At 63.5% G+C, this 19,562-nt stretch carries 21 protein-coding genes; 16 read left to right on the forward strand and 5 right to left on the reverse strand.

What is annotated here, in order from left to right; translation table 11 throughout:
- The 8 genes from ACE039_RS13830 to erpA all read left to right on the forward strand — a co-directional run.
- The coding region (locus tag ACE039_RS13830) for an ABC transporter ATP-binding protein (RefSeq protein WP_485822617.1) at positions 1–590 on the forward strand (590 nt) is incomplete at its 5' end.
- Positions 591–915: 325 nt separating this feature from the next.
- Complete coding sequence (gene rplM / locus ACE039_RS13835; protein ID WP_006217309.1) at positions 916–1,344, forward strand: 50S ribosomal protein L13; 429 nt, start codon at positions 916–918, stop codon at positions 1,342–1,344.
- Between the two features lie 9 nt (positions 1,345–1,353).
- The gene (rpsI, locus tag ACE039_RS13840) at positions 1,354–1,746 is read left to right on the forward strand and encodes a 30S ribosomal protein S9 (RefSeq protein WP_006217310.1); all 393 of its coding nucleotides are present in this window, start codon (positions 1,354–1,356) and stop codon (positions 1,744–1,746) included.
- Positions 1,747–1,891: 145 nt separating this feature from the next.
- Positions 1,892–2,188, forward strand: coding sequence for a hypothetical protein (locus ACE039_RS13845; RefSeq protein WP_485822618.1), 297 nt, complete (start codon positions 1,892–1,894; stop codon positions 2,186–2,188).
- Between the two features lie 7 nt (positions 2,189–2,195).
- On the forward strand, positions 2,196–2,810 hold the full coding sequence (locus tag ACE039_RS13850; RefSeq protein WP_199196913.1) for a hypothetical protein: 615 nt from the start codon (positions 2,196–2,198) through the stop codon (positions 2,808–2,810).
- 158 nt (positions 2,811–2,968) lie between these two features.
- The gene (gene argC, locus ACE039_RS13855; RefSeq protein ID WP_105559305.1) at positions 2,969–4,033 is read left to right on the forward strand and encodes an N-acetyl-gamma-glutamyl-phosphate reductase; all 1,065 of its coding nucleotides are present in this window, start codon (positions 2,969–2,971) and stop codon (positions 4,031–4,033) included.
- 48 nt (positions 4,034–4,081) lie between these two features.
- Positions 4,082–4,828, forward strand: coding sequence for a DUF6776 family protein (locus ACE039_RS13860; protein WP_105559304.1), 747 nt, complete (start codon positions 4,082–4,084; stop codon positions 4,826–4,828).
- A gap of 86 nt (positions 4,829–4,914) precedes the next feature.
- On the forward strand, positions 4,915–5,286 hold the full coding sequence (gene erpA / locus ACE039_RS13865) for an iron-sulfur cluster insertion protein ErpA (protein WP_006388644.1): 372 nt from the start codon (positions 4,915–4,917) through the stop codon (positions 5,284–5,286).
- Positions 5,287–5,363: 77 nt separating this feature from the next.
- Here erpA and ACE039_RS13870 read toward each other — a convergent pair whose 3' ends face one another.
- Together ACE039_RS13870 and ACE039_RS13875 are read right to left on the reverse strand one after the other, a co-directional pair.
- Positions 5,364–6,497, reverse strand: coding sequence for an anhydro-N-acetylmuramic acid kinase (locus ACE039_RS13870; protein ID WP_105559349.1), 1,134 nt, complete (start codon positions 6,495–6,497; stop codon positions 5,364–5,366).
- A 79-nt stretch (positions 6,498–6,576) separates the two neighbouring features.
- Positions 6,577–7,932, reverse strand: a complete 1,356-nt coding sequence (locus ACE039_RS13875; protein ID WP_448711081.1) for a M23 family metallopeptidase — start codon at positions 7,930–7,932, stop codon at positions 6,577–6,579.
- On the opposite strand from ACE039_RS13875, the gene ACE039_RS13880 reads away from it, so the two are divergent.
- The 3 genes from ACE039_RS13880 (at position 7,819) to ACE039_RS13890 (ending at position 10,206) form a co-directional block, all read left to right on the forward strand.
- Positions 7,819–8,109 (forward strand): hypothetical protein, encoded by a 291-nt coding sequence (locus ACE039_RS13880; RefSeq protein ID WP_310034270.1) that lies wholly within the window; start codon positions 7,819–7,821, stop codon positions 8,107–8,109. The genes ACE039_RS13875 and ACE039_RS13880 overlap by 114 nt on opposite strands.
- Positions 8,110–8,251: 142 nt before the next feature.
- Positions 8,252–9,481 (forward strand): tyrosine--tRNA ligase, encoded by a 1,230-nt coding sequence (tyrS, locus tag ACE039_RS13885; protein WP_485822619.1) that lies wholly within the window; start codon positions 8,252–8,254, stop codon positions 9,479–9,481.
- A gap of 71 nt (positions 9,482–9,552) precedes the next feature.
- A complete protein-coding gene (locus ACE039_RS13890) occupies positions 9,553–10,206 on the forward strand; it encodes a YbhB/YbcL family Raf kinase inhibitor-like protein (RefSeq protein WP_448711056.1) in 654 nt (217 codons plus the stop codon).
- Positions 10,207–10,291: 85 nt separating this feature from the next.
- Here ACE039_RS13890 and ACE039_RS13895 read toward each other — a convergent pair whose 3' ends face one another.
- Positions 10,292–10,930 carry a LysE family translocator gene (locus ACE039_RS13895; RefSeq protein WP_485822620.1) on the reverse strand — a complete coding sequence of 213 codons (639 nt, stop codon included), beginning with the start codon at positions 10,928–10,930 and terminating at the stop codon, positions 10,292–10,294.
- Positions 10,931–11,134: 204 nt separating this feature from the next.
- On the opposite strand from ACE039_RS13895, the gene glyA reads away from it, so the two are divergent.
- Both glyA and nrdR read left to right on the forward strand, forming a co-directional pair.
- Positions 11,135–12,385 (forward strand): serine hydroxymethyltransferase, encoded by a 1,251-nt coding sequence (gene glyA, locus ACE039_RS13900; RefSeq protein WP_105559299.1) that lies wholly within the window; start codon positions 11,135–11,137, stop codon positions 12,383–12,385.
- A gap of 218 nt (positions 12,386–12,603) precedes the next feature.
- The gene (gene nrdR / locus ACE039_RS13905) at positions 12,604–13,083 is read left to right on the forward strand and encodes a transcriptional regulator NrdR (protein ID WP_485822621.1); all 480 of its coding nucleotides are present in this window, start codon (positions 12,604–12,606) and stop codon (positions 13,081–13,083) included.
- A 49-nt stretch (positions 13,084–13,132) separates the two neighbouring features.
- On the opposite strand, the gene ACE039_RS13910 is transcribed toward nrdR, so the two are convergent.
- Together ACE039_RS13910 and ACE039_RS13915 are read right to left on the reverse strand one after the other, a co-directional pair.
- Positions 13,133–14,095: a GlxA family transcriptional regulator gene (locus tag ACE039_RS13910; RefSeq protein ID WP_485822622.1), complete on the reverse strand. Its 963-nt coding sequence runs from the start codon at positions 14,093–14,095 to the stop codon at positions 13,133–13,135.
- Between the two features lie 19 nt (positions 14,096–14,114).
- Positions 14,115–14,678 (reverse strand): isochorismatase family protein, encoded by a 564-nt coding sequence (locus ACE039_RS13915; RefSeq protein ID WP_485822623.1) that lies wholly within the window; start codon positions 14,676–14,678, stop codon positions 14,115–14,117.
- A gap of 215 nt (positions 14,679–14,893) precedes the next feature.
- On the opposite strand from ACE039_RS13915, the gene ribD reads away from it, so the two are divergent.
- The 3 genes from ribD to ACE039_RS13930 all read left to right on the forward strand — a co-directional run.
- A complete protein-coding gene (gene ribD, locus ACE039_RS13920; protein WP_313464777.1) occupies positions 14,894–16,009 on the forward strand; it encodes a bifunctional diaminohydroxyphosphoribosylaminopyrimidine deaminase/5-amino-6-(5-phosphoribosylamino)uracil reductase RibD in 1,116 nt (371 codons plus the stop codon).
- 1,027 nt (positions 16,010–17,036) lie between these two features.
- Positions 17,037–18,953 (forward strand): PrkA family serine protein kinase, encoded by a 1,917-nt coding sequence (locus ACE039_RS13925; RefSeq protein ID WP_369868742.1) that lies wholly within the window; start codon positions 17,037–17,039, stop codon positions 18,951–18,953.
- A 12-nt stretch (positions 18,954–18,965) separates the two neighbouring features.
- Positions 18,966–19,562 (forward strand): DUF444 family protein (locus ACE039_RS13930; protein ID WP_485821050.1); only part of this gene is annotated, 597 nt, incomplete at its 3' end.

Below are 19,562 nucleotides of genomic sequence, written 5' to 3' on the forward strand. Positions count from 1 at the left end.
CCGGCAAATCGACCACGCTGCTGGCGCTGTCGGGCCTGCTGCCCAAGGCGCGCGGCCGTATCCTGTTCGAAGGCGAAGACGTCACCAACCTGCCGCCACACCAGCTCGTGTCGCGCGGCATCGTGCAGGTGCCGGAAGGCCGGGCCATCCTCACCACCATGACGGTGCTGGAAAACCTTGAGCTGGGCGCCTATCGCCGGGGGCTGAAGAACGTGGATTCCGACCTGGAATACGTGTTCAACCTGTTCCCGCGCCTGAAAGAACGGATCACCGGTATCGCGGGCAACCTGTCGGGCGGCGAACAGCAGATGCTGGCCATCGGCCGGGCCTTGATGGCTAAGCCGCGCCTGTTGTTGCTGGACGAGCCGTCGATGGGCCTGGCGCCGATCGTCGTGCAGGAAATCTTCCGGTCTCTGCGCGCCATCAACGCCGATGGCCTGACCCTGTTCCTGGTGGAGCAGAACGTGCGCCAGGCGTTGAAGATCGCGCAAAACGGCTACGTGCTGGAAAACGGCGCCATGGCGCTGACGGGCACGGGCCGCGAACTGCTGGGTCACCCGCGCGTGCTGGAAGCCTACCTGGGCGCGTGATCGCGCCCACTCGCCGGGGATTCGTCCCCGGATTTCCTTGTGCGCTGGCTGCAACATCGCTTGCGGCCAGCTGCCACCTGAATTCTTTTCGCTTGCCCATTTTTTGAGCAGCCGTGTTAGAATTTCAGGCTTTCCCTCATTTTGACTATTGCACGGGCGGGTAATAACGCTTAGGCGGGACGTCGATAAAGGCAAAATCCCCGAACTGAAATCCGTGAATTATTCATTGGTTTCTCTTCATCAGGATCCAGGTTTTGCCCAGTCTGGGAAAGAACACTGGCTAGACGTTCTAGTCAGCAAGAACTTTTTATTCTTAGGAACCATCATGAAGACCTTTGTGGCCAAGCCGCATGAAGTCCAACGTGACTGGTTTGTGATCGACGCCAAGGGCAAAGTCCTCGGTCGTGTGGCCAGCGAAGTCGCACGTCGTCTGCGTGGCAAGCACAAACCTGAATTCACGCCGCACGTTGATACGGGCGATTACATCGTCATCATCAACGCTTCCGATATCGTCGTTACCGGTACCAAGGCGAAGGACAAGAAGTACTTCCGCCACACCACGTACCCGGGCGGTATCCGCGAAACGAACTTCGAGAAAATGCAAGAGCGTTTTCCCGGTCGCGCCATTCAGAAGGCCGTCAAGGGCATGCTGCCCAAGGGTCCTCTGGGCTACGCCATGATCAAGAAGCTGAAGGTCTATGCTGGTGCCGAGCACCCGCACACCGCCCAGCAGCCCAAGACGCTGGATATCTAAGGAAACGCCATGATCGGTAACTGGAATTACGGAACCGGCCGTCGCAAAACTTCGGTGGCTCGCGTTTTCATCAAGAAGGGCACGGGTAAGATCGTTGTCAACGGCAAGCCCGTCGACGACTTCTTCGCCCGCGAAACTGGTCGCATGATCGTGCGCCAACCGCTGGAACTGACCGGCCACCTGGAATCGTTCGACATCAAAGTCAACGTCCATGGCGGCGGCGAAACCGGCCAGGCTGGCGCAGTCCGTCACGGCATCACGCGTGCCCTGATCGACTACGACGCGACCCTGAAGCCCGCACTGTCGCAAGCTGGCTTTGTGACCCGCGATGCCCGCGAAGTCGAACGTAAGAAGGTCGGCTTCCGCAAGGCACGTCGTCGCAAGCAGTTCAGCAAGCGTTAATGTTGCTGCAAAAAACCCGCTTCGGCGGGTTTTTTGTTTTTGGGCGACCACGCTCCATGGCGCCTTGCGGTGACTACCAGCTTGACCTCGATTCTCGCTTCCATTTATACGATGATATTCGTATAATAATTTTCGGGAGCGGAAGATGGCGCAGCCGCACGGGTTCAAGGCAGTCAGGGCCGCAGTCGTTGCAGCCCTGCTCGAGGGCACCTATCAGCACGAAGCCCGCCGTCACGTCGACGTGAAGAATCTGCTGGCCACAGGCGAGGTTTCCGCTGTCGACCTGGCTGACCTCCTGCGGCGCAGCGACGGGGCAGGCGACACACGCAGCCCGTTGCATGGCGGCCTGAACATCGATTGCCACATCATCCGGGCCAGCGGCTGGTACGTGAAGTTCTACTTCATCGACTCCGTCACCATCTTCATCAGTGTCCACCGTTGAGGGCGTCATGAAAATTTTCCAGGAAGGCGATCGTAGCCAGGCGTTCTGCCACGATTGCGCCGCGTTGGTCTCGACGGCGTTCGTTCGTCGCGACGTTCCGTTCAGTGACGGATCGGGCACGGTCAGGAATATCCTGGTCGGCGTTTGCAGCCAATGCGGCGGCACGGTGTCCATTCCCGCACAGTCCACCCCCGCCATCAGCAAGGCGCGCAAGCAAGCGCTGGAGTCCATTGAAACGAACCTGCCTGCGGTATACGTGGATATCCTGGACTACGCGGTGCATACGATTGATCACCGCGCCTCCACTGATTTCCGGCGGGTACTGCTGACTTATTTCATGCACAAGGCGGCGAACGATGCGGGTGCCCCTGAGTTGTTGAGGGCCGCATTCGAGCGGGCAGTGGCTACGTTTCCCGAAAAGCGCGGCGCGCCGCGCCGTCGCCTGTCGATGAAGGTGCCCGCTAGAGTCACGGAAGACATCCGCAGGTTGGAAGCGAGCACGTCGCTGAACAAGACGGATCTGATCAAGTCCGTAGTGTTCGATATCCAGAACAAAGTGCTGGAGCGGCCATCCCCGCGGTTGCTTGAAGAGTTGAGGGCGCTGTCGGCCATTTCGGCATAGTGGCGCCAGGCGGCGCCACCTTTCCGGCGCGGAACTTCGCGCCTGTCTATCGGTCGGATGAAATCAGGTTGCCGGGGCGGTTCTGCCGGTGGTGAGGCAACCCTGTATCCTCCGGGCGATACAATCTGTTTTCGTCCTACGAAGAGTTCATATCCATCATGGCCCAAGCATCGAACACCCGTATCAAGGTTGGTATCGTCGGCGGCACCGGTTATACCGGCGTCGAGCTGCTGCGCTTGCTGTCGCAGCATCCCAATGTGGAATTGACCGCCATCACGTCCCGCAAGGAAGACGGGCTGCCGGTGGCTGATATGTATCCGAACCTGCGCGGCCGCGTGAACCTGGCCTTTTCGGCGCCGGAAAAAGCGTCGCTGACCGACTGCGACGTGGTGTTCTTCGCGACGCCGCACGGCGTGGCGATGGCGCAGGCTCAGGAACTGATTTCCGCGGGCACCCGCGTCATCGATCTGGCCGCCGATTTCCGCTTGCAGGACATCCCGACCTTCGAGCGCTGGTACAAGATTCCCCACACCTGCCCGGACATCCTGGCCGAATCCCAGTATGGCCTGGTGGAACTCAACCGCGAAGCCATCTCCAAGGCACGCGTCATTGGCAACCCCGGCTGCTATCCCACCACCGTGCTGCTGGGCCTGGCCCCGTTGCTGGAAGGCGGCAAGGCACTGGTCGATGCGCAAACCCTGATCGCCGACTGCAAGTCGGGCGTGTCTGGCGCTGGCCGCAAGGCGGAAGTGGGGTCGTTGTTCTCGGAAGCCTCGGATAACTTCAAGGCCTACGGCGTGGCCGGGCACCGCCATCATCCGGAAATCGTCGCTCAGCTGGAAAAGATCTCCGGCGGCAAGGTCGGCCTGACCTTCGTGCCGCACCTGGTGCCGATGATCCGCGGCATGTTCTCCACGATCTACGCCCGCATCCTGCCGGAAGCGCGCGATACGGACTTCCAGGCGTTGTTCGAGCAGCGTTACGCCGACGAGCCCTTCGTGGACGTGATGCCGGCCGGCAGCCTGCCTGAAACCCGTTCGGTGCGCGCGTCGAACAACCTGCGCATCGCGCTGAGCCGCCCCGGCAATGGCGACCAGCTGATCGTTCTGGTCGTGCAAGACAACCTGGTCAAGGGCGCCGCGGGCCAGGCGGTCCAAAACATGAACCTGATGTTCGGGGTGCCGGAATCGACCGGGCTGGATCAGGTCGCGATCCTGCCCTGATGCCTGGATCGGGCAGCCGGCCCTGGCCGCTGCTCCTCGACGCGCTTTATGTCAGCTGACTCTCCCGCCACCCCGCAGTCCCGCCCCGCCGGCGGGCTGCTGCGCGTGGCGGCCGGATTGCTGATCGGCGTGTTGCTGGGCGGCGTCGCGGGGTATTTCCATGCCCAGCGGCAAGCCCTGCCGCAGGATGCCGTCGTGATCAGCGCGGCCCAAGCCGAGGTCCAGCAAGAGGCCATGCGCCAGCAGGCCGCACAGCTACGCTACACGCAGGGCCAGCTGGATACCGCGGACGGCGAACTCGTCATCGAGCGCGCGGCCCGCGAAGAACTTGAAACGCAACTGCGCACCGTGCAGGCCGAAGTCGGCCGGGTGCGCGACCAGTTGGCTTTCTACGAACAATTGCTGCCTCCGGGCCCGGAAGGTTCGGTGGATATCCGGGGGGTGCAGATCGACCGCGATGGCGGGGGCTTGCGCTACAAGGTGCTGCTGATGCGCAGCGGGCGCAATGGCGGATCGCCGTTCGCGGGCGCGCTGCGGTTCCAGGCCACGGGCATCCTGAAGGGCGAAACCATGACCGTCGACCTGGCGCCCCTGCAAGTCAAAGCCGAAGCCGGGCCGGTCACCGCCACGGGTGAATCCACCACGGCGGCGTCCCTGGCCCTGCAATTCGATCAATATCAGCGCAGCCAGGGCTTGTTGGCCGTGCCCGAGGGATTTGTCCCCGAAAGCGTCACGGTCAGTGTGCTGGAAGGGGATACCGTCCGGGCATCGCGCAGTATCAAACTGGAACTTTGAGTCTAGTCAAGCCCTGGGCTATAGTGACACTATGCGAGCGCCGTTGCCGCTCACCGAAATATGGCCGATCCGGCCAGGAGTGAACCATGAATGCAGTAACCGAAACCGTCGACCTTCAGGCCGCCCCGCCTGCTCCCTTGGTATTTACTGACTCGGCCGCCGCCAAAGTGAAGGACCTGTTGGCCGAAGAGGGCAACCCCGAGCTGAAGCTGCGCGTGTTTGTCCAGGGTGGCGGCTGTTCGGGCTTCCAGTACGGCTTCACGTTCGACGAAGTCGTGAACGAAGACGACACCGTGCTGGACAAGGCCGGTGTTCAATTGCTGGTTGATCCGATGAGCTTCCAGTATCTGGTCGGCGCCGAGATCGACTACAAGGAAGACCTGGAAGGCGCGCAGTTCGTCATCCGCAATCCCAACGCCAGCACCACTTGCGGCTGCGGTTCCTCGTTCTCGGTGTAATCGCCGAAGCAGGACAATAAAAAGCCCTTCGGCGTGCCGAAGGGCTTTTTGCATGGGCCACGCCTCGCGGCCTCGCGTCAAGCGGGATAGAGCGCGCCCAGGATCCGGGCGCCCCGGGCCCCGGTGACGGCCGGCAAGCCGGCGGGTCGTCGTTCCACAAAGGCCTGCGCCAGCCAGGCAAACGCCAGGGCCTCGACCTGCTGTGCAGGCACGCCCAGCACGTCCGTCGGCTGCACCGGGCGCTGCAGGCAGTAGGCCAGTTCCCGCATCAGCCCGGCGTTGTAGGCGCCGCCACCGCACACGAATACCTCTTGCGTGCCCGCAGCCGCCGCGTCGATGGCGTTGGCGACGGTCCTGGCGGTGAGGCGTTGCAACGTCGCCTGCACGTCCTGAGGGGCGGGTTTGGGGCCGTCGAACGCCGCCAGGCGATCGTCCAGCCATTGCAGGTTGAACAGGTCGCGGCCGGTTGACTTGGGGGGCGGCAGCGCGAACCAGGGCTCGCTGGCGATCAGTTGCTCCAGCAGCGGCGCCACCACCTGGCCCGTGGCCGCCCAGCGGCCGCCAGCATCATAGGGCTGCCCCAGATGGCGCTGGCACCACGCGTCCAGGAACACGTTGGCCGGACCCGTATCGAAGCCTCGGGCCGGTTGGCCGGGCGCCAGCAGCGTCACGTTGGCGATGCCGCCCAGGTTGAGTACCGCGCGGCCATGCGCGGCGCCGAAGATCGCGGCATGGAACGGCGGCACCAGCGGCGCGCCCTGGCCCCCGGCGGCCACGTCGCGGCTGCGAAAGTCCGCCACCACGTCGATGCCGGTCAATTCCGCCAGCAGGGCGGGGGCGTTGAGTTGCACGGTATAGCCGCTGTCCGGCCGGTGGCGCACCGTCTGGCCGTGCGCGCCAATGGCGGTCACGGCGCTGGCCGAGACGCCTGCGTCCCGCAGCAGGGCGGCGACCGCCTGGGCATACAGCCGCGCCAACGCGTTCGCCGCCAGGGCGGCGCGCGCCAACTCGTCGTCGCCAGCCAGGTTCAGCGCCAGCAGTTCGCGGCGCAGGTTCTCGGGCATGGGCAGGCTGGCGCTGGCCAGCACCTGCGGCGCCTGGTCAGCGTCCAGGCGCACAAGCACCCCGTCGACGCCGTCGACGCTGGTGCCGGACATCAAGCCGATATAGAGGGCGGGGTTGCCCTGCGGGCGGGGTGCGGAGGAATTCACGGGCGCCTCGGAAAGAAGAAAGGCGGCCGGCAGAATCTGCGCGGGCCGCCTCTTGGGACGTTTTGTTGCGGCGGGCCGGTTAGCGGCTGGCCACGTTGGTCAGGGCGTCAGGCAGCGTCTGCTGGAACTCGGTCAGCAGCTGGATCTGTTGCTTGTACGGCGCCACGGCCTGGTTGAACGCGCGCACTTCTGCGGGTTCCAGGGCGCGGGCAACGGGCAGGTCGACCGACAGCGGGTCGATCGGCTGATTGTCCACGCGGAACTCGTAGTGCAGGTGCGGGCCGGTGGCCCAGCCGGTGGACCCCACATAGCCCAGCAACTGGCCTTGCGAGATCTTCGAGCCCTTGGTGACGCCTGCGGCGATGCGGCTTTGGTGGGCATACAGCGTCGAGTACTTGCCGTGATGCTTCACGATGACCACGTTGCCGTAGCCGTTCTGCCAGCCCGAGAATTCGACCGTGCCGTCCGCCGTGGAGTGGATCGGCGTGCCCGAAGGCGCGGCGTAGTCCACGCCCTTGTGGCCCGTCCACGTCTTGTGGATGGGATGCATGCGCATGCCGAACGTCGAGCTGATGCGGCTGAACTTCAGGGCGGTGCGCAGGAATGCGCCGCGCAGGCTGGTGCCATCGAAGTCGTAGTACGAACCGCTTTTCTCGTCGGGGCTGAACCAGACGGCGCTGTAGGTCTTGCCGCCGTTGATGAATTCCAGGGCCAGCACGCGGCCAGCGCCAGCGTAGCGGCCGTCGTGCGAGCGCACTTCGTAGACCACGCGGAATTGGTCGCCCTGGCGCAGGTCGCGCAGGAAGTCGATCTTGGCGCTGAGGATGTCGGCCATCTGCATGGTGACCGAATCCGGGATGCCGGCGGCGTCCGTGGCGCCGAACAGCGACGACTTGATCGTGCCCACGGCGACGCGTGTCTGGCGGTCGGTGCTTTCGGTGACTTCCTCGGCTTTGTAGCTGTCGCCGGACGGCGCGACGTGCAGCATGCGCGTCACGACCTGGCCGTCGGATTCATTGCCGGGGGTGTGGATGTAGCGCAGCCAGATCAGGTTGCCCTGATCGTCCGTCGCGGCCTGGACGGAGCGGCCCGGGTACAGCTTGTAGATGCTGCGGGCGCTGGCTTCATGCGTCAGGAAGGTCTGCAGGTTCGGGGCGTCCAGCTCCAGGCGTTGCAGCACGGCGGCCAGCGTGTCGCCGGCACGGATGCGGGTTTCGCTGATGTACGGCGCGGCGCTGGGGCTGCTGACTTCGACTTGTTCGGCGGTCAGCGGCAGAACGCTCTGGATGATGCGGGACGGGGGGAGTTCGGTGCGGTCGGGTTGCTGCACCATGCCGAGGGCGGCGGCGCCAGCAAACAGACCAATAGCGGTGACGAGAAGAGTGCGGCGGAAAAGTCCCGAGCGATGGGGCTTGGGCTCAACGGGCGCAAACAGGGCAGCAACTTTGCGCTTGATGCTACTCGCCAGTTCGTGGAGGCCACGATTCATCGTGAAGATACCCTCTCAGGTGGCTTGAGCTCGCAGGGTGCGCAATACGAACGGCCCTTGCGCGCCACGAAATCGGGGGCAGGGCTGCTGGCGCGGGCGCATCTTGTGAACAACGGGTGGTAGGCTGAACCGCAACTGCGAACTGCGTATAGATAGCAGTTGCGTATGATTGGGCGGTATCCTAGCTGATTCGGCTAGAATTTTCGATAGTTTTCGTCACTTTTTACACCTTTTTGTCGGCTGAAGCCGCGTTGGTCCCCCTGCCATGTCATCCTCCGAAGCCCCTATCACTCCCGAAGTCGAAGCCGATCTGCGTATAGCCAAGCGCGGTTGCGACGAGCTGCTGGTCGAGTCCGAGTTCGCCCGCAAGCTGGCCAAGAGCCGCGCGACCGGCGTGCCCCTGCGCATCAAGCTGGGGCTGGATCCCACCGCGCCGGACATCCACCTGGGTCACACCGTGGTGCTGAACAAGATGCGCCAGTTGCAGGATCTGGGCCATAACGTCATCTTCCTGATCGGCGATTTCACCTCCACGATCGGCGATCCCAGCGGCCGCAATAGCACCCGTCCCCCGCTGACGCGCGAGCAGATCGAGTCCAACGCCAAGACTTACTATGCGCAGGCCAGCCTGGTGCTGGATCCGGCCCGCACCGAGATCCGTTACAACTCCGAGTGGTGCGATCCGCTGGGTGCCCGCGGCATGATCCAGCTGGCGTCGCGTTACACCGTGGCCCGCATGATGGAGCGCGAGGATTTCACCAAGCGCTTCAAGGGCGGCATCCCGATTTCGGTGCACGAATTCCTGTATCCGCTGATGCAGGGATATGACTCGGTGGCGCTGAAGTCCGATCTGGAGCTGGGGGGCACCGATCAGAAGTTCAACCTGCTGGTCGGGCGCGAGCTGCAAAAGGAGTATGGCCAAGAGCCGCAGTGCATTTTGACGATGCCGCTGCTGGTGGGCACGGACGGGGTCGAGAAGATGTCCAAGTCGAAGGGCAACTACATCGGCATTTCGGAGTCGCCCGATTCGATGTTCGGCAAGCTCATGTCGATTTCCGACACGCTGATGTGGCGCTACTTCGAGCTGCTGTCGTTCCGGTCCCTGGAAGACATCGCGGCCCTCAAGCAAGAGACCGATGGTGGGCGCAACCCGCGTGATGCCAAAGTCATGCTGGCTCAGGAAATCATCACGCGCTTCCATTCCGCCCGCGCGGCCGACGACGCACTGGCGTCCTTCGAGGCGCGCTTTCGCGACGGCGCCATCCCGGAAGACATGCCCGAGGTGAATATCGGCGGCGCGCCGGTGGGCATCCTGAAGCTGCTGCGCGAAGCCGGCCTGGTCGCATCGGGGGCCGAGGCGCAGCGCAATGTGGAGCAGGGCGGCGTGCGGGTCAACGGCGATCGGATCGAAGATAAATCGTTGCAATTGCCGGCCGGCACTTATGTGGTGCAGGTGGGCAAGCGCAAGTTCGCGCGTGTTAACTTGAACCCATAATTGCGAAGTTTTGATACGCTGAGGGTACAGGCAGGGGCGGCAAGCCTTTGCGGCACTTCAAGGAGCACGACATGAAACTTTCGAGTTTGTCTTTTTCCGATCACGAGTCGATTCCCGAACGCTACGCCTTCGGCAAAATCGATGCGCAATCGCACGTCGCGCTGGCAGACAACTACAACCCGCAGTTTTCGTGGGACGACGTCCCGCCGGGAACGCAGTCGTTTGCGTTGATCTGCCACGATCCGGACGTGCCCTCGCGGCCCGACGACGTCAACCAGGAAGGCCGCGAAGTCCCGGCCGACCTGCCCCGCGTGGACTTCTTCCACTGGGTGCTGGTGGACCTGGCTGCCGACATGCGCGAAATCGACGAAGGCGCCTTCTCCAACGGCATCACCCCGCGCGGCAAGGGTGGTCCGCTGGCGCCGATGGACGCGCGCCAGGGCATCAACTCGTATTCCTCGTGGTTCGCCAACGACCACGACATGAGCGGCGACTACTTCGGCTACGACGGCCCGTGCCCGCCCTGGAATGATTCGATCTTGCACCGTTACGTCTTCACGCTGTATGCGCTGGACGTGCATAGCCTGAACCTGAACGGGTCCTTCACCGGCGAGGACGCACTGCGCGCCATGCAGAAACACGTGCTGGCCCAGGCTTCCGTCACGGGCACCTACACGCTCAACCCGAAGCTGGCGCCCAAGCAGATCGGAACCACCGAGGCGTAGCGCCTGCCACGGGTACCGATCAAGAAGGGCCGCGATCGCGGCCCTTTTTACGTTCGCAGCGCCCGTCGCTCGGGCGTGCTTCGCATCAGGCGGCCGACCGCTTCAGGCGCAGCAGCGCCAGTCCGAAGGCGACGAAGATCGAACCGACAAGGCGGTTCAGCCAGACCACGATGCGCGGCTGGCGCAGCAGGCGACGGGCTCGGCGGGCCAGGGCGCCGTAGGTCAGCAGCGACACCAGCGACATGGCCATGAAGATGCCGGTCAGGATGAAGAATTGCGGCAGCAGCGGCTCGTGCGCGTTCAGGAATTGCGGGAACAGCGCGGTGAAGAACAGGATGGGCTTGGGATTCATGGCGGCCACGAACGTGGCTTCCAGGTACAGGCGGCCGGGCCGGCGCGGCGGGGCGCCGGTGGCGGCGTCTTCGGGCGGCGCGATGTGGGCGCGGCCCAGCAGGTGGCGCAGGCCGACGTAGATCAGGTAGGCGGCGCCGGCGATCTTCAGCGCCATGAACAGCATCGCGGAAGATTGCAGGACTACGCCCAGACCCAGCATCGCGGCGGCGGACAGCAGGAACAACCCGGTGACATTGCCCAGCGTGGACGGCACGACGGCGCGCACGCCGCCCGCTGCGCCATTGCGGATGGCAAGCATGGTGGCGGGGCCCGGGCTGATGACGCTGGCGGCGGCTACTAGCGAGTAGGTTATGAGGGTGGCGGTTTGCATGAAAGTTTCTCAAGTCGGATTGAGAGCGGTTTCCGGGCGCCGCGCGTTGGCGTGGTTTTCGTGCCCATCGCCGGTATTTTGCTCCGCTTCGACGCATTTTGGCGGCAATTGAATCCGCCTGACGCGGTAAACTATTCAGCATTCTTCGGGTTTACCCACCCGACACCGCTTTCTCCTCTCTTACCGCCTCAGGAATCCCCCGTCATGTTTGACCGCAACCTCACCTTGTCCAAGGCTGACCCGGACGTTTGGGCCGCCATCCAGAAGGAAGACGTTCGCCAAGAGCAGCACATCGAGCTGATCGCTTCGGAGAACTACGCCAGCCCGGCCGTCATGGAAGCCCAGGGCACGCAGCTCACGAACAAGTACGCCGAAGGCTATCCGGGCAAGCGCTACTACGGCGGTTGCGAGTACGTGGACGTGGTCGAGCAACTGGCTATCGACCGCCTGAAGCAGATTTTCGGCGCCGACGCCGCCAACGTGCAGCCCAACTCGGGTTCGCAGGCCAACCAGGGCGTGTACATGGCCGTGCTGAAGCCGGGCGACACCGTGCTGGGCATGAGCCTGGCCGAAGGCGGTCACCTGACGCACGGCGCATCGGTCAACGCATCGGGCAAGCTGTACAACTTCATCGCGTACGGCCTGGACGAAAACGAAGTCCTGAACTATGCGCAAGTCGAACAGCTGGCCCGCGAGCACAAGCCCAAGCTGATCGTCGCGGGCGCCTCGGCCTACGCCCTGCACATCGATTTCGAGCGCATGGCCCGCATCGCCCGTGAAAACGGCGCGCTGTTCATGGTCGACATCGCTCACTACGCGGGTCTGGTCGCCGGCGGCGCCTACCCCAACCCGGTTCCGCACGCCGACTTCGTCACGTCCACGACGCACAAGTCGCTGCGCGGCCCGCGCGGCGGCGTGATCATGATGAAGGCCGAATTCGAGAAGATCATCAACTCGGCGATCTTCCCCGGCATCCAGGGTGGCCCGCTGATGCACGTCATCGCCGGCAAGGCCGTGGCGTTCAAGGAAGCGCTGGAACCTGGTTTCAAGGATTACGCGCAGCAAGTGGTCAAGAACGCGAAGGTGCTGGCCGACACGCTGGTCAAGCGTGGCCTGCGCATCGTTTCCGGCCGCACCGAAAGCCACGTCATGCTGGTGGACCTGCGCGCCAAGGGCATTACGGGCAAGGAAGCGGAAGCCGTGCTGGGCCAGGCCCACATCACGGTCAACAAGAACGCCATCCCGAACGACCCGGAAAAGCCCTTCGTGACCAGCGGCATCCGCCTGGGCACGCCGGCCATGACCACCCGCGGTTTCACGGAAGCCGATGCCGAACTGACGGCCAACCTGATCGCCGACGTGCTGGACAATCCGCGTGATGAAGCCAACATCGCCGCCGTGCGTGCCCGCGTCAACGAACTGACGTCGCGCCTGCCGGTCTACGGCAAGAAGTAAAGCAGTATCCCCCCGGCCCCGAGGCTATCCGCCGTTGGGGCCACACCAAAGGGACGGCCCCGCCAGGCGCCGTCCCTTTGCTTTCCGGGCGGCAGGCGCTATCCTCGACCGGGCCTGTCCATGATATCGGGGACGAATTAGCCGTATTGGTGCCTCCCCGGGGGGCGCATCGTTACAATATGCTCAATTATTGCTATCCGTGCCTTTAGGGAACACACATGCGGTGTCCATTTTGCGGCAATGCCGAAACACAGGTCGTTGACAGCCGGATCTCGGAAGAGGGCGACGCCATCCGCCGCCGTCGCCGCTGCCTGTCCTGTGACAAGCGGTTCACCACCTATGAGCGGGTGGAGCTTGCCTTGCCTTCCGTGGTGAAGCGCAATGGCAGCCGCAGCGAGTACGATCCCGCCAAGTTGCGGGCCAGCCTGAGCCTGGCGCTGCGCAAGCGGCCCGTCAGCACCGAAGACGTGGATGCCGCCGTGGCCCGCATTGAAGAACAGCTGCTGGCGAGCGGACTGCGGGAAGTCCCCAGCGAACACATCGGCGAACTCGTCATGACCGAGCTGCGCAAGCTGGACAAGGTGGCCTACGTGCGTTTTGCGTCGGTCTACAAGAGCTTCGAGGACATCGGCGAATTCGTCGAGGCCATCCGGGAAATGCAGGGGCCCTTGCTGCCCGGCAAGCTGCGCAAGGAATAGCGCCGGCTGGATTCGGCATGACAAGATGAATGGCGGCGCTTCGGCGCCGTCATCGCATTGACGACGACCGCGCCAGGCTGGGTGTCTGGGACTGGAATTTGCGCCACACGCGGCGCATGTGCTGCGCCGAGCCAAAGCCGGATTTTTCCGCCACGCGCTCCAGGTCCAGCCGGGTTTCGCGCAGCATGTCGCGCGCCAGCGCGACGCGTATCTGATACAGGTAGTCCATCGGGGTGCAGCCCGCGTGTTCGCGGAACAGGCGCGCCAGATGGCGCGCGCTGGTATGCGCCTGATCCGCCAGCGACTGCGCGGACCACGGCGCGGCGGGGTTGCGCACGACGGCATCCTGCACGCGGTGCACGCCAGGATGCAGGTGGCTGCGGTGCTCCAGCCAGGGCGACAGCGTGGCGTCCGTGCCGGCCCGCCGCTGATAGACGACCATGTCGCGCGCCACCTCGCTGGCGGTGCGCGGTCCGCAGTGGCGCGCCACCATGTGCAGCGCCAGGTCGATGCCCGCCGTGATGCCGGCGCTGCTGACCAGGTTGCCGTCTTCGACGAAGATCCGGTTGTCGTGCACGCGGGCGGTCGGGTCGATGTCCGTCAACTGCGTCAGGCAGGAGTGGTGCGTGGTGCACTCGCGTTGCCGGGTCAAGCCGGCCGAGGCGGCGAACAACGCGCCGGCGCACACGGTCATCAGCGTGAAGCCGTCCGCCGGATGGCGGACCGCCAGCCAGTCGATGATGGCGTGGGCGTCGGGGCTATCCAGCCGGATGGGCTGGCCGACCACTCCGGAAATGATGACAAGCGCATGGGCGGGCAGCGCGCCCGGCAGTGGCCGTATATGGGCAAGGTGCAGCCCGGCGATGCCGCTTTCCACAACCTCGGAAGGGCCGCAGAAGTGCTGCTCGAACGTGCCGGGACAAAGCTTGTTGGCGACGCGGAAGGCTTCTGCGGGACCCGCCAGGTCCAGCAGGACGATGCCCCGCGACAGCACGAAGTACACGGGAATCATGGCGCCTTCCTGGTCCGGATCAGGCCGCCAGCGCGTCGGCGGCGCGCGTGACGCGGGCGAAGCGGCCTTGAAGCACCAGCTCGGTGTGATCGCGGATCTCGGCTGGCGTGTAGTGCCTGCCGGACAGGCTTTGCATGGCGAACGTCAGCGTAGCGTCGGTCGGGAAGACGACTTTGAAGCCCGCGTCGCTGGCGTGGCGCGACGTCGTTTCGCAGCATTGTTCGGTTCGGATGCCGCTGACGATGATGCCCTCGATGCCGTTTTCCCACAGCCAGTCATGCAGCGAGTGGCCATCCGCGCTTTCGGCGTACAGCGACGAGTGCACCGTTTTGTGGAACACGGCGGTGGGCGCGATGTGCAGTTCTTCCAGTGTCTTGACGTGGCCGGAGGCCAGCGAGAACGGATTGGCGGGGTCGGCCGACTTGCTGGTGTGGAACACCTGCAGGACGGGAATGCCTTGGGCGGACGCAGCGTCGATCAGCCCCTGGATCTGGGTCAGGAACGCCGGATATTCGGTTTCATCCCAAAACGGACGATGCCGGAAAGACTCTTGTACGTCGATGACGATCAGTGCTTGTTTCATGTTCCGGGCTCCAGGCCAAGGATTTCAAGGGGTGCAGCGCCATTCTGAAGCGAATTTCAGCCGCCCGCGAGATCGTCGAAAGACCTCGACCGGCCCAAAACGGACATGCAGGAAGCATACCCCTCCTGGTCAAGGCACGTTACGCCCTGCGCCGCGCCGCCGGACATACAATTCCTGCCATGACGACCGTAAGCCACCCTGACGATATCTTCTGGATGCGACGCGCCCTGGCGCTGGCAGAGAGCGTGCTGTTCACGACCGCGCCTAACCCAAGGGTCGGATGCGTCATCGTGCGCGACGGGCGAGTGCTGGGCGAAGGCGCGACGCAGCCGCCCGGCGGCCCGCACGCCGAAATTCGCGCGCTGCGCGACGCCCAGGCCCGGCAGGAACCCGTGGAAGGCGCGACGATGTACGTCACGCTGGAACCCTGCAGCCATTTCGGACGCACGCCGCCTTGCGTGGACGCCGTGCTGGCGGCAAAGCCTGCGCGAGTCGTCGTCGCCATTGGCGACCCCAATCCGCTCGTCAACGGACAGGGCCTGGCGCGCTTGCGTGACGCCGGTATCCAGGTCGTGACCGGCGTCTGCGCCGAGGAAGCCCTGGCGATCAATGTGGGGTTCATCTCGCGCATGAGCCGGTCGCTGCCCTGGGTGTGGATGAAGATGGCGGCGTCGCTGGACGGCCGCAGCGCGTTGCATAACGGCATGTCGCAGTGGATCACCGGTGCCGAGGCCCGGGCGGACGGCCATCATTGGCGTGCGCGCAGCTGCGTGGTGCTGACCGGCATGGGCACCGTATTGAAAGACGACCCGCAACTCAATGTGCGTGGCCTGGAAACGCCGCGCCAGCCGCGCAAGGCGGTAGTGGACGGCCGTTTCGAGATCCCGGAGGGCGCCCGGTTGTTTGATGGCGCGGAAGTGATCGTCTTTACCGCCCGAGAAGATGCCGCAAAGGCCGCGCGGCTGGCGGACAAGAATGCGCGCGTGGTGGTGCTGCCCGGGCAGGCGCCGGACCGCGTCGATCTGCCGGCCATGATGCGCTGGTTCGCCCAGGAACAGTTCAACGAAGTCCACGTCGAGGCGGGAGCGGGCCTGTCTGGCGCATTGGTTGCCGCGGGCTGCGTGGACGAACTGCTGCTGTATCTGGCGCCCGTGCTGCTGGGCGACGCGGCGGGCATGGTGCGCCTGCCCATGCTTGAGCACCTGGACGCCGCCCAGCGTTACGAATTCATCGACGCCGCGCGGCTGGGCGCGGACATGCGCCTGCGCGCCAGGGTGCCTGGCGCCTGGCGGCAATTGGCGCAGCGCGTGGCCTTGCCCGCTGACGCCTGAATCTTTCTTTTCACCCACTCGTTTCCACGCCCGCCGGTCTACCTTGGACCCGCGTGACGCCGCGTGGCACCGAGCGACGCCGCACGATGGCGCCGTGCGAAGACGCCCGCGCCGGCGTGGATGGCACGGCAGATGCTGGTACCTGCTGGTCCACCTTCTTGCTGAAGTTGCGTGTTTAAAAAGCGGCGCGCGTCGGGATGCGTGTTTTCCTCGTCGGCGGCAAGGCATGGTTTCTTGTCGATGACAACGCTTGCAGGAAGTATCCGTGCTTGCGCCATGGGTAATAGCACTCGCCATGCGCGGCTGCCAATTGTGCGATTGAAACCGCGGGAAATGCCTTTCTACAGGCCCTCGCGACGCATGCGTGGCGGCAATCGCATCAAGTTTGCGAGCGATTCGCGCATGACGTTTTCATCGCGAAAACCCTCATCACTATTTTCGGCGATGCGCCAAATGAATTGCCACAAAACGGTCAATTGGCTTTAGCATAGGCACATGACTTGGCGCTACGTGCTAACGGCGTTCACCGAACAGTGCTACGCGCCCTCGTCACCACGGATTCCCGTGCCGCGATATCGGCGCCTTTCACGACCGAACCGGCACGCTGCTGAACAAGTACGCCAAGGCGCTGTTCAGACCGTCCGCTGCCATCGCATAGCGGGCGCATCGGGTTTACGCCCGAATCATAAGAATCCACCGGGATATCGCTCATCCCTTCAAATGATTGCTGACCATTTCATGTGCGGCCGCACCATGCGTGCCGGCCATAGCAATATGCTGAAGGCTAGCGAGATAACTTATTCACGTAAGTTGCATTCCCTGACGGAACTTGTGTCCGCGGGATGCAGCCTAAATGGAAAGGGCCCCGATCGTGCTTCATGGTTGATGTGTGGCGAAAGCAACATAACACCGAGCCGCAAATGCTTATCGCTGGTTTGTCTAGTAAAGCGTAGGCACTGAGGCACAATGGGGACACGTAGGGACGTGCTGAATTTTTCGCGTGTTGTAGGAGGTTTCCGTGCAAAACATCGTCGAAGGCTTCAAGTCGCAGTATGCAAAAGAGCAGGAGTCAGAGCTTTCCCTTGAGGAATATCTGAACCTCGCTAAACGCGATCCCATGGCGTACGCCAGCCCCGCTGAGCGCATGCTGGCGGCGATCGGCGAACCCGAAATCGTGGATACGCGCAACGACCCACGTCTTTCCCGTTTGTTTTCCAACCGGACCATCCGGCGCTATCCGGCGTTCCAGGAGTTCTACGGCATGGAGGACGTGATCGGCCAGATCGTCGCGTTCTTCAAACACGCTGCCCAGGGGCTGGAAGAGCGCAAGCAAATCCTTTATCTGCTGGGGCCCGTGGGGGGCGGCAAGTCCTCCATCGCGGAACGTCTCAAAGCCTTGATGGAAAGCTATCCCATCTATGCCTTGAAGGGGTCGCCGGTCAACGAAACGCCTTTGGGGCTGTTTCATCCCGAACGCTTCGGCGACACGCTTGAAAAGGAATACGGCATTCCGCGGCGCTACCTGAGCGGCATCATGTCGCCCTGGGCCGTCAAGCGGCTGAAGGAATTCGACGGCGACATCTCGCAGTTCCGGGTCGTGCGCCTGAATCCGTCGGTGCTGCGCCAGATCGCCATCGCCAAGACCGAACCGGGCGATGAGAACAACCAGGACATTTCGTCGCTGGTCGGCAAGGTGGACATCCGCAAGCTGGACCGCCATTCGCAGGACGATCCGGACGCCTACAGCTATTCCGGCGGCTTGTGCCTGGCCAACCAGGGGCTGCTTGAGTTCGTGGAAATGTTCAAGGCCCCGATCAAGATGCTGCATCCGCTGTTGACGGCCACCCAGGAAGGCAACTTCAAGGGCACGGAGGGCTTCTCCGCGATTCCGTTCAACGGCGCGATCATGGCGCACTCGAACGAATCCGAATGGCAGACCTTCCGCAACAACAAGCACAACGAGGCGTTCCTTGACCGTATCTATATCGTCAAGGTGCCTTACTGCCTGCAGGTGTCCGAAGAAGTCCGCATCTACGAAAAGCTGCTGCATCACAGCTCGTTGTCGGCCGCCCCGTGCGCGCCGGGAACCCTGGACATGATGGCGCAGTTCTCGGTGCTGACCCGTCTGAAGGAACCCGAGAACTCCAGCATCTATTCGAAGCTGCGTGTCTACGACGGCGAAAGCCTGAAGGACGTGGACCCGAAGGCCAAGGCCTTGCAGGAATACAAGGACTACGCCGGCACGGACGAAGGCATGAACGGGGTGTCGACGCGTTTCGCGTACAAGATCCTGTCCAGCGTCTTCAACTACGACCAGACGGAAGTGGCCGCCAACCCGGTGCACCTGATGTATGTGCTTGAGCAGCGGATCGGCCGCGAGGACTACCCCGAGGAAATCCGCCGGCGCTACCTGGAGTTCATCAAGGGCTTCCTGGCACCGCGCTACGCGGAATTCATCGGCAAGGAAATCCAGACGGCATACCTGGAGTCGTACTCCGAGTATGGCCAGAACATCTTCGATCGCTACGTGACGTTTGCCGACTGCTGGATCCAGGACGAGGAATTCCGCGATCCTGAAACCGGTGAAAGCTTCGATCGCAGCGCCTTGAATGACGAACTGGAGAAGATCGAAAAGCCGGCTGGCATCGCCAACCCGAAGGACTTCCGCAACGAGATCGTGAACTTCGTGCTGCGGGCGCGCGCCAACAACAACGGCCGCAACCCGACCTGGACCAGCTATGAAAAGCTGCGCGAAGTGATCGAGAAGAAGATGTTCTCGAACACGGAAGATCTGCTGCCGGTGATTTCGTTCAATGCCAAGGCGTCGGCCGAGGACAAGTCGAAGCACCAGAGTTTCGTGGATCGCATGGTGGAAAAGGGGTACACGGAAAAGCAAGTCCGCCTGCTGTGCGAGTGGTATCTCCGTGTGAGGAAGTCTTCCTGAGCGAGGTGAATCATGAATTCACTGATCGATCGCCGTCTTAATGGGCGCAATAAAAGCGCCGTCAATCGCGAGCGCTTCTTGCGGCGCTACAAGGACCAGATCCGCAAGGCGGTTCACGGGATGATCCGCGACCGCTCGATTCAGGATATGGATCAAGGCGGAGAGATCAACCTGCCCGCCCGGGATATTTCCGAGCCGACATTCCGGCACGGATCGGGCGGCGACCGCGAGATGGTGCACCCTGGCAATCGTGAATTCGCCAAGGGCGACACCATCGACCGGCCGCAGGGCGGGCAAGGCGAGGGCGGTTCCGAACCCGGCGAAGGCGAATCGGTAGACCAGTTCACCTTCAGCCTGTCGCGGGCCGAATTCCTGAACCTGTTCTTCGAGGATCTGGAACTGCCGCACCTGGCGCGCAACCAGCTGGGCGAAGTCAGCCAGAAGAAATGGCAGCGCGCCGGCTACACCACGACCGGCTCGCCCAGCATGTTGAGCATCAGCCGCACGCTCAAGTCGTCATTGGCGCGGCGGGTGGCGCTGAACGTGAAGGCACGGGCCGATCTGGAAGACGCCGAGGCCGCGCTGGAAAAGGCGCGCGGGGGGGGGGGG

It is taken from the genome of Achromobacter maghribensis (genome assembly GCF_057334215.1).